At 46.2% G+C, this 18,256-nt stretch carries 6 protein-coding genes; all 6 read left to right on the forward strand.

Annotated features, from left to right (window positions below; genetic code table 11):
- The first annotated feature begins 87 nt into the window (after positions 1–87).
- Positions 88–7,593, forward strand: coding sequence for a fibronectin type III domain-containing protein (locus tag Q9R46_RS08490; protein ID WP_311279667.1), 7,506 nt, complete (start codon positions 88–90; stop codon positions 7,591–7,593).
- Between the two features lie 57 nt (positions 7,594–7,650).
- Positions 7,651–8,361: a trehalose operon repressor gene (gene treR, locus Q9R46_RS08495; protein ID WP_154889417.1), complete on the forward strand. Its 711-nt coding sequence runs from the start codon at positions 7,651–7,653 to the stop codon at positions 8,359–8,361.
- A gap of 236 nt (positions 8,362–8,597) precedes the next feature.
- Positions 8,598–11,921, forward strand: coding sequence for a DUF5107 domain-containing protein (locus tag Q9R46_RS08500; RefSeq protein WP_397386333.1), 3,324 nt, complete (start codon positions 8,598–8,600; stop codon positions 11,919–11,921).
- 61 nt (positions 11,922–11,982) lie between these two features.
- Positions 11,983–14,358, forward strand: coding sequence for a beta-galactosidase (locus Q9R46_RS08505; RefSeq protein WP_311279668.1), 2,376 nt, complete (start codon positions 11,983–11,985; stop codon positions 14,356–14,358).
- Positions 14,359–14,616: 258 nt separating this feature from the next.
- Positions 14,617–16,686, forward strand: a complete 2,070-nt coding sequence (locus tag Q9R46_RS08510) for a bifunctional aldolase/short-chain dehydrogenase (protein WP_311279669.1) — start codon at positions 14,617–14,619, stop codon at positions 16,684–16,686.
- A gap of 14 nt (positions 16,687–16,700) precedes the next feature.
- Positions 16,701–17,957, forward strand: coding sequence for an L-rhamnose isomerase (gene rhaA / locus Q9R46_RS08515; RefSeq protein ID WP_311279670.1), 1,257 nt, complete (start codon positions 16,701–16,703; stop codon positions 17,955–17,957).
- Positions 17,958–18,256: the final 299 nt, after the last annotated feature.

Below are 18,256 nucleotides of genomic sequence, written 5' to 3' on the forward strand. Positions count from 1 at the left end.
ACTTTAGGGGAGGCACCCCAACTCAGGACATTGTTCCTTGGTTGGGGTGCCTCCTTTTTTTGTGTGCATAAAAAGGAGAGCAAGGTATTGAAAAACTCAAGAAAACGGTTGAAAAAGCAAGCGGAGCAAATGTCTAAAGTGATGCTAGCGTTTGCATTATTGTCGCCTCAGTCATTAATACCTGAATGGAGCCAAGCGGGCACGGCAATGGCAGCAACGGTAGAGAATATTGGGGTGGTATCCGATACATCCTCATTAAAGGCGGTACAATCCTCCAAAGTGAAAGTGGAGATGAACAGTGATGGAAAATACCGAATCGTATTACTACCAAGTACGAACGTTTTTTACGGAGGTGACACCGGTAATGTATCAACGATTATTGAACATCATGGCACAGCAATCAATTTCAAATCATTGCCGCTGAATTATTATCGAATTAACAACAATGTCATCGAGATGTCCAGACAAAAAGACAATGTAGAGTATATTTTGCGAGTCTCTATCGTAAATGCGACATCTCAAGGCGGATATATGAAGGTGGAACTGGAAGCGATAAATCGAAGCGGGTCAGCGCTGAATCTCGGGGGGACGTTTTATTGGGATACGATGGTGAACGGCAACGATGCTTCTCCTTTTGAAGTCATTCAGAACGGGTGGCGCAATTATAGCGGAGGCGTACAGGTGACTGCCTTTTACGCTAACACATACAACGTTGTTAATGCTGACCGTGTATTCATGGGACAATATCAAAGCCCGGATAGTGCCCAGTTGACAGGGGGATCGGCACCATCAGCCTATACACCTGGACAGATCGTGAATGCGAGTGATACTGCAGCTCAGTTCTGGTGGGACGCGAGATTTACGGCTAATCAGGGATCACGGAAATTTTCAACCATAGTAGGCATAGGGCCACAAAACGTTCCGCCTTCTTTTACATTAACAGCACCTGCATCAGGTCAAACGTATTACAAAGGGGAACAGTTGCAGATTTCAGGCACAACACGGGATAACGACGTAGGCGATCTGTTAACGGTCAAGTGGTCCATTGACGGCGGGCCTGAGAATGTTCTGACGCAAATAACGGCAACAGGTTCGAACCAGGCTTTTAACACCAGCTATACCTTGCCTGATACATTGCCGGACGGATCTCATTACTTGCAAGTATGGGTTATGGACGATAAGGGCGGAGTATCTTCCGCGGGAACAGTTAACTTCTTGGTCAGAAGTTTTGTCGTACCCGGAACTCCGACTTATACCATGGTGAATAATAATAATCTGACGGTGAACTGGGATAAAAGAGTAAATGATGCTTCTGTAACGTATGAACTGAAAAATATGACAACGAATCAGACCTACGATACAGGCACATCCAACACGAGACAGCTGACGGGTCTAACACCCAATACAAGTTATTCGTTTGCCGTACGCGCGAAAAATTCAAGCGGTGCTTATACGGGCTACTCAGCTACATCCTCCAAATACACACTTGCGAATCCACCCGCGGATGTTGCTGCTTCACAAATCGGAAATAACGTAACAGCCGGCTGGACTACAAACGGTAATCCTGCCGGTACCAGATACAAAACGGAAATCCGCAATGTGAATGGACAAGTGCTTCAATCATCAACGACAACTTCTACCTCGATGACTACAGCCTTAACAGGACTGGAGGATGGACGTTATGAACTGCATGTAGCAGCTTTGAATGCTGAAGGTATTCAGACAGCCTTTGTCTTGGCAGGGCCGATTATGAAAGATACAACCGGACCTTCTGCTCCTTCCATTACCCTCACCCCTTCAACGTGGACAAAAGAAGAGGTTCTTGTCACGGTTGAAGCGGGGACGGATCAATGGAGTGGAACACAGAAGACGGAAGTGAAGATTGGCCTTACTGGTGAATGGAGAGAATACACCGGGCCATTGACGATGAACGATGAGGGAAGTACAACAATCACGGTACGGAGTGTGGATGCATTCGGGAACTTGGGTCAGGAAAGCCGTGTGACTGCACGAGTTGACCGGACGGCTCCAACCCCGCCGTTGATTTCCTTGAATCCAGCGGAATGGACGAAGGAATCGGTTGTCGTTACCTTGACGGAAGGTACGGATGATGCAAGTGGTATCGCCTTAACACAATATAGAATTGGCGAGAATACACAATGGATCGATTACAAAACACCGTTCATTCTGAAAGATGAGGGCGTAACCGAAATTTACGCACGCAGTATAGATCGAGCTTCGAACGTAAGTGCATTGACGTCAACCGTTGCTCGAATTGACAAAACAGCACCTGAACAACCTGTGATCCAATTAAGCGAAGCCGACTGGACGAGAGAGGATGTATCTTTTGTCATTACAAGTGGGACAGATGAAGGAAGCGGGACAAGCAAAACGCAGTATCGGTTAACAGAGCACGGGCCTTGGTTAGATTATTTAGGTGAGGTCACGATTAAAGATGAAGGTGAAACCGTAGTTTATGCTCGTACATTTGACCGCGTAGGCAATGTAAGTATGTTGGCGCAAGCCACGGCTCGGATCGACAAGACGGCTCCGACAGAACCGGAGATCTCGTTGAGCCAATCCGGCTGGAGTAAAGAAGGGGTACAGTTTACGATCGCTGGAAGTGTGGATGATAGAGAAATTACATATGAATATCGATTGGAAAATGAGCCATATACGACCGGAAATAAAGGTACGGTCAATACAGATGGAGCAACTGTAATTTATGCTCGGGCCAAAGATGCAGTCGGTAATGTGAGCAGAGAAGTCAGCAGGACGGTGTATCTGGATAAAACTCTACCAAATATTAGCTTTACTCCTGAGGGAGCGGCTTGGACAGATGAAAATATAACCGCTACCGTACAATTCGCAGACAGCCATTCTGGCATAGATGGAACACAACGTTTCTATCAGATCACAGCTCAGGCAGAAGCTCAAGGAGACTGGCTGGAGGCTGAATCCGATCAGCAGAGCATATCCATATCGTCTGAAGGTACTTGGTATATCCACGCCAAGGCCGCTGACAGAGCAGGCAATACCGTTCAGGTGACATCTTCTCCTTATCGAATTCAACGGAAGCCTAATCAACCAACTCAAGTCCAGTGGAGTGCGGTTGGTGAAACATCGGTAACATTAACAGCTGATTTACCCTCAGGTGAAATTTACACTGCAGGTTACCAATATGAAATCAAAAATAGAACGACCGGGCAATCCTGGACACTGCAATATCCGAACAATAGTCTAGTTAATGACACATTGAGCGGAGGGCGAGTTTATGAGTATGAAGTGAGAGCAAGAAATCATACGGGTGTAAGTGAGCCGGCGATGATGAGTGTTTTAACTTTACCGCCATCTCCAACTGAGGTTCGCGTACAAAAAGTGGACGCAGAGCCAAGTCTGGCTAAAGTAGACTTTGATCACGTACAAGGAGCCACAGCATATCGGGTGACGGCTACGGATTCTAAAGGAAGAATCGTTTTTGAAGAAACCATCTCTGATCCGGAAAGTCTTCCTTACATTAGCAATCTTGCTCCTGGAATGGTTCATACGATATCTGTTACGCCTATGAATGCGAGCGGTGCTGGTGCAAGTTGTGTAGCCGCATTTATGAGTCTACCTGCCGCTCCGGGTGAGTTCGCAGCAGTGCAGATTCGTGAGCATGATATCTCCATGACGTGGGAGTCCGTAACATCGGCTACGTATTATGCACTTGCACGTAACGGAGATACGATCTACGAGGGAGGGGAACTCTCCTTCAAGGATGCTGGACTCGAAAGTGGAACAGATTACCGTTATACCGTTGTTGCAGAAAATGAAACAGGCTCAGGTCCTTATGCGAGTTTACCATTGCTAAGAACGTTGCCTGCGCAGGTGACGGGTTTACACGTCACGGATGCCTCGCACTCAAGTTTGCATCTGAACTGGGAAGCCGTTCGTGGAGCAGAAGCTTATGAGGTATGGAGTAATGGAGAGAAAGTGGGCCAGATTACAGCTGACAAGAATGCATGGACACTGACGAATCTAAATCCGGGATCGGCGTACCAGCTGGAAGTTCGGGCGGTAAACAGAGGTGGACATGGAATGAGTAGTTCAATAACGGGACTAACTATTCCCGAAAGTCCAATAGGACTTCACGTTGTAAGGGCTACGGAACAGGGAGCGACGTTGAGTTGGGAAGCGGTGGCTGGAGCAGACAAATACCGTGTGACCATTGATGGGCAAACGTACGAGATATCGGATACAGAGCTTACCGTTAACCACCTGTCAGGTAGCAATCTGTATACGTATGAAGTGCAAGCAGGGAATGCTGCGGGGTATAGTGAGGGCGTAACGAGCACTGTTCTGACGCTGCCAAGGAGGCCGGAAGGATTACAGGTCAGCTTAACGGAAGAAACGCGGATCGGTATTCGCTGGCAAGCTGTTCCTACAGCAGAGATGTATATCGTTATGATTAATGGTGTAGAGACAGGCAGAACGTCCGATCTCGAATATAGGGCGGAGGGATTGTTACCCGGCCAAGAATACACGTTGCAGGTGCAGGCGGTAAACGCAGCGGGTGCTGGTGCACAAGCAGAGCTTGTGCGATTGTCCAAACCTCGTCGTCCAACGAACATTACGATGCAACCAGATGTACATGTCACCCGTTTGTTATGGGCTGCCGTTCCGGGAGCTTCTGAATATGTCATATTGCAAGAGGATAAAGAAGTATACAGAGGCATGGATACAGATGCCGTAATTACAGGGCTTGAAGCTGGGCGATGGCATCATTATAGACTATTCGCGGTCAACAGGCAGTCCTCCCGTTCTGAAGCAACAGAAGTATCGTTTCTGACATTGCCTATTAAACCGGAGAAGGTGGATGTACGTGACGTAACCGAGAATGGGCTTTCACTCGATTTTACTCATACGGGTGTACGTGGAGCTGATCAATATATCATTGAACGTAATGGGCGAGAAGTGGCTCGTATGGAAGCAAGCGAAACTCAGTTTGTAGAAGAACATTTGAAACCGGGCACAATGTACACTTACGTTATCCGTGCAGTGAATGCAAGTGGTACCGGTGCACCGCTAACGATCAGAACGATGACACAAACGCTACCGCTCACAACAGACACGATTGAAGTGATTTCACGAACCTATTCACAAGACATAAGCTGGGAAGCGGTCACCGGGGCCGTTGCCTATGAAATTCGAAACCGGGCTACAGGGGAGATCACAAGTGTATCTGAGCCTTATGCACATCTCGTGAGTATGGAGGACGGCACGGTGTATCGATTAGAAATTGTGGCTGTAAATGAGCAGGGACAGCGCTCCAAACCTGTTCAGATCGAAACGTTAACGAAGCCTGCATCGCCGCAGACTGCCAGTGTAGATCAGTTCACAGATCGGGCAGTCAAGCTGGATATATCGGATAGTTTTGTCCGAGGTGTGGAGCAATTTATCATTCGGCGGGATGGTGTCGAGATTGCGAGAATTGCTGCAAATCAGGCAGATCAGAAGCAGTTTGAAGACAGTGGGCTCGTACCAGGAGAGCGCTATACGTATTCTATTCATACATTTAATACAGCGGGCGAGAGTGAAAACGGGTTTTATCTTGAGGTGAGAACCTTGCCAGCAACGGTGGATGAAGTGTTGAGTGCACAAGAGATTGGGGAAGAAGATGCCGTACTGGTCTGGCCTAAGGTACAGGGAGCGGAAGGCTACATTGTTCGCATTAATGATGAGGAAGTCACTAGATTAGATGACGCGAACATGACAGAATTCAGGTTAACGAATATGAGTAGTGCGGACGTGAACGACAAAATTAAAGTCATACCGGTCAACTCGGCAGGAGAAGGCGCCGCAATTGTGGTTGCCCCTTTTTATACATTGCCACGCATTGATTCGCTCGATATGAGAGTCTTTCCAGAATCTGATCATATCCAACTGGAGTGGGACTTTTCCTATCCTAACGAAACGTTTGTGATTGTATTGGATGGTGTGGAGCGATATCGGGGACGGAATCAAGAATATGTAGTTGATGGACTGGAGGCGGGCAAACAATATCAGCTTGAGGTATACACGGTAAATGGTGAGCAGACTGCATCGGACAAAAGAAGCTATTCCCTCTTAACCAAGCCGGGTTCCCCGATAAATGTAGTCTATGAAGCGACCAAGGATCAGGTACATCTTCTATTGGAAGAAGCGCGAGCGGCTGGTGCTGAGCAGTTTTCAATTGAACGGAATGGCCTGGAGATTGCCCGTATTAACGCCAAGGAGACAAGGTATGAAGATACGGATCTTGAGCCCGGAACACGATACAACTATGTGATTCGAGCGATCAACGCTTCGGGCACAAGTGATGATGGATTTATGCTGCAAGCTGTGACTTTACCTGGTAGGTTAAATGTACCGCCAATTGTGCAGGACCGTTCCGTATCTGGTGCGACGCTGGTTTGGGAACTTGTACCCGGTGCAGAGGGTTATCGGATTTATCAAAATAAAGAAGTAGTCGGAACAACAGCTGAAACGTCACTTCAAATCTCCGGATTGACTAGTGCTGCAAAATATGATGATTTTAGTATTATTCCTTATAATGAGGCCGGTGAAGGTGAAGGCATGAAGGTGCGGGAATTTGAAACGTTACCCTCGTTGCTTGAATCGATTACAGCCACCGCAAAAGGGCCTGATCATATCCTGCTTACGTGGAGATTGGAAACCCAAAATGAGATTGTTGTCATCGCTTATAAGGATCAGGAGATTTATCGCGGTCAAGAGCGAGAATATGTCTGGAAAGGCTTAGATGCAGAACGTCATTACGAGATTTCAGCGTGGACGGAAAATACGGCTGGTGAGGCAAGTGAGAAGAAAAGCGCAGCAGCAGTAACCATTTCGGTTCCAGTAGTTTCATCGAACGGTGGAAGTGCAGGAAATAACACCAATACAACTAATTCAAAAGATCAGGATGAAAATTCCAAGAACAAGGATGAGGAAAAAGATAAGGATACAACGAATACTCAGACTGGAGGAATAACAAGTAGGCGAGTTGCTTTTTTGGATATTGACCAAACGTTTAATAAAGACCAGATTACTTGGCTTGCCGAGCACAATATCATACAAGGGGTAAGCTCAACGCGTTACGAACCGCGTCGCCCCATTACTCGAGCAGAGTTTACAGCACTTATTGTGCGTTTAATGAGGCTGGATATCTCATTGAAACCATCACATGTTTTTCAGGATGTGAATGACACGGATTGGTTTGCACCTGAGATCAACACAGCAGCCGAGCGTGATGTTGTACAAGGTATGGGGAATGGAAAATTTGCTCCACATGCTCTGGTGACTCGCGAGCAAGCCTCCAAAATTATAGCCAATGTGGTTCATCAGATTAGAAGCGAGCCGATCACCTCACATAAGACATTCACTGACCAGGTCGATGTCTCCAACTGGGCCAAGGAGGAGGTCGCGGAGTTAGCAGGTATTTATATGATTAACGGATACGAGGACGGCAGTTTCCGCCCATTACAAGCGTTGAGTAGAGCTGAAGCGGCCGCGTTAATATTCCGTTTGAATAAACTGATGCAGGTTATTGCCAGCGACGCAGATTCCCTTTGAATTGGTTTTAATGTTATGATTGGTTTCAAAAAAGGTAATGAATTATGGTGATGAAAAATGAATAATAAATTTATCCGAATATACGAAGATATCGCTGGACGTATTCGGAACGGAGACATTGAAGCGGGCACACTGCTTCAATCAGAACTGGATTTATCAGAACGATATCAAACATCCAGAGAAACGATACGTAAAGCTCTGAAAATGCTATATGAAGAAGGTTATATTCAGAAGATTCAAGGTAAGGGTTCCATTGTACTGGATATCCGTAAAATTGATTTTCCCGTGTCAGGTCTCGTTAGCTTTAAGGAGCTCGCACAAAAGATGGGACACCGCGCACAAACGGTTGTGAAGCTGTTTGAGGAACAAGGGATTGATCAGACGCTCAGCCAAAAGACCAGCTTTGGTCTGAATGAACAAGTGTGGCAGATCAATCGTGTTCGCATTGTGGATGGAGAACATGTCATTCTGGATAAAGACTACATCAGTCAGCGCTTAATTCCGGGGCTGAACCAGGAAATTTGTAATGACTCCATCTATGAGTATATTGAACAAAAGCTTGGGCTATCGATTTCTTATGCCAAGAAAGAAATTTTGGTGGAGGAGCCTACGGCTGAGGATCGTGAGTTACTTGATCTTGACGGTTTTCACAATGTTGTTGTCGTGAGAAGTCAGGTGTATCTAGAAGATACTAGTCAGTTCCAGTATACGGAATCACGGCATCGACCGGACAAGTTCACATTTGTGGACTTTGCCAGACGCAAGTAAACGGGGTAGAAAGATAGAATATGTGTAATGCGTATTCAGTAATTGAACCCATAACCTAATGTCGACAGAAAAAGAGTATCAGGTCACTGTAATCAGAGGTGATCGGGTACTCTTTTTGCCATGCAGCATTCCAGTCATGATCCGAAGATCGTCCATCAATAACCGTTAAATGTCAATGTCAGTCTTGCTTATCTAAGCGTATGATCATCCTATCTCGAAGCAAGGAGTGAGCGAATTTGGAATTGAAGCAGGTTAGTGCAGAGACGTCCGTTCGGATCTGGGAAGAGAATAGAGACATTCCAACGTATGGCACAGGTAAACCCGATAAAAATCCAATGTTTCTTGAAAAACGAATCTATCAGGGCAGTTCGGGTAAGGTATATCCCTATCCCGTCATTGATCGAATCGAGAATGAGGCGAGACTGCAATCTTATCGATTGATTATTCTTGAAAACGAATATGTCCGCATCGAGATCATGCCAGAACTCGGTGGCCGTATCTATCGTGCGCTGGATCTGACAAACCAGTATGATTTCGTTTATTACAACCGAGTGATCAAACCTGCTTTGGTTGGTCTTGCTGGGCCTTGGATATCAGGAGGCATTGAGTTCAACTGGCCACAGCACCATAGGCCAAACACATTTGGCAAAGTAGATTGCACTTATAGTAGCAATAAGGACGGAAGCGCTACTGTATGGGTGGGTGAGATCGATCGGATGTACGGTACCAAGGTGACGACTGGTTTTACTTTGTATCCCGGGAGAGCTTACCTAGAGATTCATTCCCAAGTATACAATCGGACAAGTGAACCCCAGACGTTTCTATGGTGGGCTAATCCAGCGGTCGCTGTGAACGATGATACGCAATCTGTGTTTCCACCAGATGTAAACGCCGTACTGGATCATGGTAAACGTGATGTTTCCCGATTTCCCATTGCTACAGGAACGTATTATAAGATGGATTATTCGGAGGGGGTGGATATTTCGCGGTACAAGAATATTCCGGTGCCTACTTCCTACATGGCATACAAGTCCGAATATAACTTTGTAGGTGGATATGATCATCGTTTACAGGCTGGGCTGTTACATGTTGCCAATCATCATATCTCTCCAGGCAAGAAACAATGGACTTGGGGTAATGGGGATTTCGGCAAAGCATGGGACAGGCAATTGACGGATGAAGATGGGCCGTATATTGAACTGATGACAGGCATTTTTACGGATAATCAGCCTGATTTTAGTTGGCTACAGCCATATGAAAGCAAGTCTTTTACTCAATATTTCATGCCTTACAAAGAAATCGGTGTAGTAAAAAATGCAACGATTGACGCAGCAGTTAATCTGGCGCTGGATGAGCAGACGGGAACGGCCAAGATTCTGGTTTACGCGACAGCTAATTATGAGAAAGTCTCTATTCAAGTAAAGGGCGCTGCAGGGAATTATTTTGAAGACATATGTGATATCTCGCCAACGCAATCTTATACAGGTACATTCCCATGGAATGAAGAGGAAGAATGGCATCAATTAAAACTGAGTGTATGTACAAAGGAGGGAAGAGTACTTGTGGCGTATCAGCCAGAACAGACGCGCATTCAGGAAGTGCCTGATCCTGCGAAGCCGCTACTGCTTCCCTCAGAGATCCAGACCAACGAACAGCTCTATCTCGCAGGTCTTCATCTGGAGCAGTATCGTCATGCAACCTATGAACCGGAATTATATTATCTAGAAGGACTGAAACGTGATCGGACTGATATCCGCTTGAATGTTGCATATGGGACTTTACTCTTACGAAGATGCCTATTTCAGGAGGCAGAGACTCATTTTAGACAGGCCGTTCAGTCCCTCACATGGAAAAACACCAATCCGTATGATAGTGAGGCTTATTACCAGCTTGGTTTGAGTTTGAAGCTTCAAGGAAAGATGAAAGAGGCCTATGATGCATTATATAAATCCGTTTGGTCGGCACAGTTTCAGGATATCGGATATTTCACTCTCGCCCAGATTGATGTAGCTCAGGATCGGTATGCACAGGCACTCGAACACATTGAATGTGCGCTAATTCGAAACAGTAGAAATCTCAAAGCACGTCACTTGAAGACATCATTGCTTCGAAAAACGGGGTGTAACTCACAAGCCATTGCGTTTGCTCGTGAAACACTGGATATAGACCCGATGGAATATGGCACGGCATATGAACTGATGTTATTGTCTGTGGAGCAGGCGAAGGAGTATTTCTTGCGGATAATGAGCAGGGATGTTCACAATTACTTGCACTTGGCTGCAGATTATACAGAGAGTGGCATGTGGGAGGAAGCACGAAATGTACTTTCCATAATAGAATCCGATTTGACCAGACCATACCCGATGCTTTGTTATGCTCAGGCATATCTGTATCGGCAGTTGGATCAACTGGATCAGGCATCTCAATGTCAGGCACAGGCGAGTGCCGCAGAGACGGAGTATTGTTTTCCGAATACACCGTTCGATTGCATGATTCTTCAAGATGCGCTTGAAGCGGACCCAGAGGATGCACATGCACATTATTATATGGGTAACTGGCTCTACGACCACAAACGTTACGAGGATGCGATAAACCACTGGGAGATGTCTTGTAAAATAAACCCGGCCTTCCCTACGGTACACCGAAATCTAGGTCTGGCTTATTACAACAAGATGAATCAGCCTGATCAAGCGTTGACTTCGCTGGAGGAAGCATTTCGGCTGGAGCCGCAGGATGCCCGTGTATTCTACGAGTTGGATCAATTACAGAAGAAACTGGGTTGCCCTCCGGCAGAACGATTGCAGCGGTTTGAGGCTCACATGGAGCTGGTACATCAACGGGATGACTTGTACATCGAGTGGGTTACGTTGTTGAATATGTTAAGTCATCATCAGGAGGCTTACAATGCACTGCAAACAAGAACATTTCATCCATGGGAGGGCGGAGAAGGTAAAGTTACGGGTCAGTATGTGACGGCTCTGACGGAACTTGCTAAGCAAAAACTCACGGAAAAGCATACAGAAGAAGCTATAGAATTGTTGCTTCGGGCTCAGAAGTATCCTGAAAATCTGGGGGAAGGCAAGCTTGCAGGCAGTGCAGACAATGCACTTTACTATGCTCTAGGCTGTGCATATGAACAGATGCAGCAGACTATTGCCGCTGAAGAGAGCTTCCGCAGAGCTTGCACAGGTTTGCATGAACCAGCAAGTGCGATGTTTTATAACGACCAGCCACCAGAATCTATATTTTATCAGGGACTTGCCTGGCAGAAGCTTAATCATATCCAGGAAGCAAGCAGACGATTTAATAAGCTGATTGATTACGCCGAGCGACATATGTTTGACCATGTTCAGATCGATTATTTTGCCGTATCTTTGCCAGACTTCCTCGTATTCGATGATGATCTGGATCAGCGAAATAAAGAGCACTGCCATTATATGCGGGCATTAGGCCTCCTTGGTCTGGGTAAGAAGCAAGAAGCATCACAGGAATTGCGGCAAGTGTTGGAAAACAATGCAAATCACCAGCAGGCATTTTTGCTGTTGGCGAAAGGAATTTAAATTGGATTTTCACATCGTGACATCCTGCCTATTCTATTGAAGAAAGAGTTGATCTCCCAAAATGAAAGATAAGATAAACGCCGATATGTGTAAGCACATCAACGAACCAAATGACAAGTTTAGTTCACATCGTTGTATTCGCTTCACATTGGAAGCCGAGGATAAACTGATCCAACCTGGCCACATGGAAGGCTACGGGGGTTACAACACGCGCGGAGAATCCTATGATTTCACCAATTTTTATATGATGCATAACGGTAAACCGCATATTCCGGTCGTCGGGGAATTTCATTTCTCCAGATTTGTCTATCTTCAGTGGGAGGAAGAATTGTTGAAGATGAAAGCAGGGGGAGTGCATATCGTAGCAACCTATATCTTTTGGAATTTCCATGAGGAGCAGGAGGACGTGTTCAACTGGTCGGGAAACTTGAATTTGCGGCAGTTTGCGGATCTATGTAGTAAACATGAGCTGGCGTTAATTCTTCGGATTGGTCCGTTCTGTCACGGAGAAGTTCGGAATGGCGGTTTGCCGGATTGGCTGTTCAACTATGCATTTGAGGTCCGTTCTAATGACGAGGGGTATTTATTCTATGCTGAACGGTTGTATCAGGAGATTACACGTCAGATAGAAGGCTGTTTTTATCAAGATGGTGGCCCGATTATCGGTATCCAGCTGGAGAATGAATATATGCATGCTGGTGCGCCAATGGATTCGTGGGGTTATTCGCAGGATAGATATATCTCTTCGGGACGTGACGGAAAAGAACATATGGAGCGGCTTCGCCGTATTGCGGAAAACGCGGGCATGAAACCGATGTTTTACACGGCGACTGCTTGGGGGAAAGCGGCAGTTCCTGCGCAGGGTACGTTACCAATGCTCGCAGGATATGCTTATACCCCTTGGATACCTAATCAGCCACCCAGCGGGGAGTATCTGTTTCGTGACTTGCATCTAAATCCGGCAGAAGAAGTGGATTATGATAGTAAACACTACCCAGCGGCCTATTGCGAACTTGCCGGCGGAATGCAGGTTAGTTATCATGCCCGCCCTGTGGTCGATGCAGACAGTGTGGAGGCGATGACTATTGTCAAGCTGGCGAATGGTAGCAATATGGTGGGCTATTACATGTATCATGGAGGTTCCAATCCCATTGGTAACAAAACCTACATGAACGAACGTGGATTACCGAAGGTGACGTACGACTATCAAGCACCTATTGGAGAGTTTGGACGTATCGAAGAATCGTATGATCGAATCCGAAGTTTGTCCATGTTCCTGGATGCATATGGGGAGCAGTTGGCACCGATGGGGTGTGTCATTTCTGAGGATCAGTTGACTATTGTGCCAGAAAATACGATGGATCTGCGTTGGTCGGTCCGCCAGCGTTCAGGAGCAGGGTTTCTTTTTATGAGTAACTATCAGGATCATATTTATATGCCGGCGCGTGACATTCGACTGGAGCTTCTAACCTCTCAAGGAAATGCGATGTTTCCTCATAAGGAGGGCACCATGCAATTGAATTCTGGCAAAGCAGTAATCCTGCCTTTTCATTTGAATCTTGGGGGGATAAAGCTCATAAGTGCTACGGTTCAACCTCTGACTAAATTTCTGGTAAAAGAGGAGCTTACGGCTGTCTTTTATGCTCATGAAGGCATGACTCCAGAATATGTAATTGATGCATCCTCTGTAGCAAGTGTGCAACTGACAGCAGGTACAGTCCGCGAACAGGATGGAAAGTACGTGCTTCATCCGGTGGCTGGCAAAAATGACGGCTTTAGTGTTAGCACCATGGATGGGAAAGTGATTCGTATCGTTACGTTAACGCGTGAGGAAGCACTGCGAAGTTATCTTTTTGAACTAGACGGAGAAAAAAGATTGGTGATCAGTAGCAGTCATATATACCAACAAAATGAGCAGTTGATAAGCACATCTGTTGGACAGAATGAGATCGAGGTTTCCATATATCCTGCACCTGAGAGGATCATAGCCCCTGAATATACAATCATCTCCCGGATGCAGCAACAACGGTGGTTTGTAACCTATACTTTACAGGTACCTGTATATCAGCCGGAAGTGGAGATCAATTATCCGCAAGAGCATGCTGCTTCTTTAAAAATAGATACGTGCTGGCCTAAACAGGTACATGACCTGTTTGTAGAGGTTGATTATGAAGGGGATGTTGCAGCAGCCTACATCCATCAACAGTTATTGACGGATCATATCCAGTATGGTCACACATGGAACATTGGACTGAAGCAATCCCGGCATTTGTTACATGACCACGCTCTGAGGTTATTAATAACACCTCTTCGTAAGGGAAAGACAGAGCATTTTGTGAATCAAGCGTATGTAGAGAGGTTCCACGGTGTAGAACTGGGCAGGTTCGAGAACATTCGAATGGTGCCGCATTACCGGGTAGCTATAAAGCTTTCCTAAGATTATATTTCAAAGACTTTTACTCTGCCCGTATGGAGTGAAAGTCTTTTTGCTGTCACCCGCTTTAACGAATAACGGCGGCCAACACCGTACGTGCTGTTCATTCAAGTAATATACGATGAATGTTCATGCCGCTTCGTTTCCTTCTGTATTCTTTGTATTTTTTCTGTTTTTGTTAATAAAATATTTGTTTTCAAAACAAAACAAAGATGATAAACTCAAATAAGGAAGAAAACAAACATTATCGGAGGGGAACAAATGGTACAGAGTTTATGGAATGAAGCGAATGCATCAGAGAAAACAACAGGGCTTGAACAATTGGTCTACCGCTCTAATCTGATCGGAACGGATCGTCGGGTTTGCAATATTTATGGGGGGAACACATCTACTAAAACAACAGTAAAGGATTTTCGCGGTCGTGATGTCGAAGTCATGTATGTAAAAGGGAGCGGATCGGATCTCGGTTCCATGGAAGCAAAGCATTTTACCGGACTGGCGCTTGAGGATATCGGCCCGCTCATGGAACGTGACTCCATGTCGGATGAAGAGATGGTTGAATATCTTGGGCATTGCATGATTGATGCGAAACATCCGCGTGCTTCCATTGAAACGCTCCTACATGCGTTCCTGCCTTACAAACATGTAGATCATACACACCCGGATGCAATTATCAGCCTCTGCTGCGCGGATAACGGGAAAGAGCTGGCACGTGAAATATATGGAGATCGTTTTGTATGGGTTCCTTATGTGCGCCCAGGTTTTACACTGTCTAAGATGATTGCTGAAAGCGTATTCGCCAATCCGAATGCCGAGCTTGTACTTATGGAGAAACATGGTCTGGTGACTTGGGGAGAGACCTCTGAGGAATGTTACGCTCAGACGATCAAAATCATTAATGAAGCGGAAGCATTCATCGAGGCACGTGTCAATGAAGCAAATCTGTTTGGCGGCGTGAAGCATCCTGCACTTCCTGCTGAAGTTCGTCGTCAGATTGCTGCTCGGGTGATGCCAATCATTCGCGGAGCGGTGTCGGACAGCAAAAAAATGATTTTGTCCTTTGACGATCAGGAGGATGTACTTGCTTTTGCAGGTGGAGCAGACTCACCGCAGTTATCTCAGGTTGGCGCGGCTTGTCCGGATCATCTGGTGCATACCAAAGTGGTGCCGCTGTTCATTGACTGGACGCCGAACGTGGATGATGTTGATGGATTGAAAGCGAAGCTTACGGAAGGCGTCGCCGCGTACAAAGAGCAATACAAGCAATATTTTGAGGACAACAAAAACGAAGGCGACGTAATGTTCGAAGCCGCTCCTCGCGTTATTCTTATTCCTGGCGTAGGGATGATTAATACCGGCAAAAGTTGGGCGTTGTCCCAAGTCAGCGGTGCGCTCTACCATCGGGCGATTGCGGTAATGCGCGGGGCAACAAGCCTCGGTAAATTCGTTTCGCTCAGTGCGAATGAATCTTACAATGTGGAATACTGGCCGCTGGAGTTATATAAATTGTCGCTGGCTCCTGCAGAGACGGAGTTTTCCCGCAAAGTAGCCTTTATTACGGGCGGGGCAGGCGGTATCGGTAGTGAAACAGCACGCAGACTCGTTTCGGAAGGCGCACATGTTGTGCTTGCAGATCTGAATTTGGAAGGCGCGCAGAAGGTAGCACAGGAAATTAACGATCAATATGGTGCCAATCGTGCATATGCACTCAAGATGGACGTAACAGACGAAGAAGCGGTGCAGGCGGCCTATGCGGAAACGGCTCTGCAATACGGTGGTGTGGATATCATCGTGAATAATGCGGGCCTGGCCACATCCAGTCCATTTGATGAAACTTCATTGAAGGAATGGAATCTGAATATGAGTGTACTGGGCACAGGGTATTTTCTGGTCGCTCGCGAAGCGTTCAAATTGATGAGGGAGCAGGCCATCGGCGGAAGTATGGTCTTCATCGGATCAAAAAACTCGGTATATGCAGGTAAAAGCGCTTCTGCTTACAGCTCGGCCAAGGCGCTCGAAGCCCATCTGGCTCGCTGCATTGCAGCGGAAGGTGGCGAATATGGCATTCGCGTTAATACCATATTACCGGATGCGATCCTGCAAGGTTCAGCGATCTGGAACGGATCATGGAGGAACGAACGTGCGGCCGCATATGGCATTGAACCGGATCAATTGGAAGAATATTATCGCAAACGCACAACGCTGCTAGTGAACATCTATCCGAGAGATATCGCGGAAGGTATTGCCTTCTTCGCTTCATCGAAATCGGAGAAAACGACAGGTTGTATGCTGACCATTGATGGTGGTGTACCAGCAGCATTTACACGTTAAGGGAGGTTAGATCGATGCAAAATCAGGTGGAACAAGCGTATCAAGCTGCGAAGTCCTTATATGCACAACATGGCATCAATACAGATGATGTTCTAAGAAAGTTGGCAGATATTAAAGTATCCGTACACTGCTGGCAAGGAGACGATGTCAGGGGTTTTCTCAACCAGGAAGGTGAACTGACGGGTGGTATATCGGTTACGGGAAACTATCCGGGCGCAGCAACAACCCCTGCGGAGCTTCGTGCCGATCTGGAGAAGGCTTTTGCACTCATTCCCGGTAAACATAAAGTCAATTTGCACGCGATCTATGCGGATACAGACGAACAAGTGGAACTGGATCAGATTGAGCCAAGACATTACGAAAATTGGGTGAAGTGGGCGAAAGAGCACGGGCTTGGACTGGACTTCAACCCAACGTGTTTCTCACATGAAAAATCAAGCGACGGCTTCACACTCAGTCATCCTGATCCGGAGATTCGCAAATTCTGGATTGATCATTGCAAAGCTTCACGGCGAATTGGTGCGTATTTCGGCGAACAATTGGGCCAAACCTGTGTGACCAACGTATGGGTGCCGGATGGATTCAAGGACAACCCTGTTGACCGGATGGCTCCCCGCAAACGTTTGAAGGACTCCTTGGACGAAGTATTCGCAGAACCACTGAATCCCAAGCATAATCTGGATGCGGTTGAAAGCAAGCTGTTTGGTCTTGGTTCTGAAGCTTACGTTGTCGGCTCACATGAGTTTTATATGGGATACGGTTTGCAAAATGATATATTAATCTGCCTGGATGCCGGCCATTTTCATCCAACAGAAGTGATATCTAACAAGCTGTCCTCTCTCGCATTATTTACGAGTGGAATCTTGCTCCATGTTAGCCGTCCAATGCGCTGGGATAGCGATCATGTCGTTATTATGGATGACGAATTGCTTGAAATTGCCCGTGAATTGGTGCGTCACGAACTTCTCGGCACAACTCACATCGGGCTGGACTTCTTTGACGCCAGTATTAACCGTGTGGCGGCATGGGTAGTTGGTACCCGCAATACAATTAAAGCTTTGCTGCGAGCCATGCTGGAACCGGTAGAAGCTTTAAAACAGGCGGAACTGGCTGGAGATTACACGACACGCCTGGCTTTGACGGAGGAGTTCAAATCCTATCCATTTGGCGCAGTATGGGACTACTATTGTGCTCAGCAAGGTGTACCTGTTCGTGAACAGTGGATTAAGGAAGTTAAGTCCTACGAGCAGGATATACTTCAATCAAGGTAAAATATTGCGAAAACCCTGTTATTACAGGGTTTTTTGTTTACATATAAAATATTTTGATCATACAGCTTGATCGATGTTATTTGTCGACAGCTGAATGGTAGCTTGCAGGCCCAGTAACCTTACTACTATTCTCCATTTTTAAAATACTTTCTGCATATGTAATTTATTTTTTAGTCAATATGACAGTATTATACATGCTTCGACAAAGGTATTCCAGTAAATAAATTTATTTGTAATATAGTGAATTATTTTACATTTATGTAATTAAAAGTTGTGTGTTAGGGGGCCGTAGTAAACTA

Origin of the sequence: Paenibacillus sp. RRE4 (genome assembly GCF_031844205.1) — a bacterium.
GTDB lineage: Bacteria > Bacillota > Bacilli > Paenibacillales > Paenibacillaceae > Paenibacillus > Paenibacillus xylanexedens_B.

Coding starts and splice junctions, on each gene's coding strand:
- treR (WP_154889417.1), top strand. CDS start 7,651: ATGAATAATAAATTTATCCGAATATACGAAGATATCGCTGGACGTATT.
- Q9R46_RS08505 (WP_311279668.1), top strand. CDS start 11,983: ATGAAAGATAAGATAAACGCCGATATGTGTAAGCACATCAACGAACCA.
- Q9R46_RS08510 (WP_311279669.1), top strand. CDS start 14,617: ATGGTACAGAGTTTATGGAATGAAGCGAATGCATCAGAGAAAACAACA.
- rhaA (WP_311279670.1), top strand. CDS start 16,701: ATGCAAAATCAGGTGGAACAAGCGTATCAAGCTGCGAAGTCCTTATAT.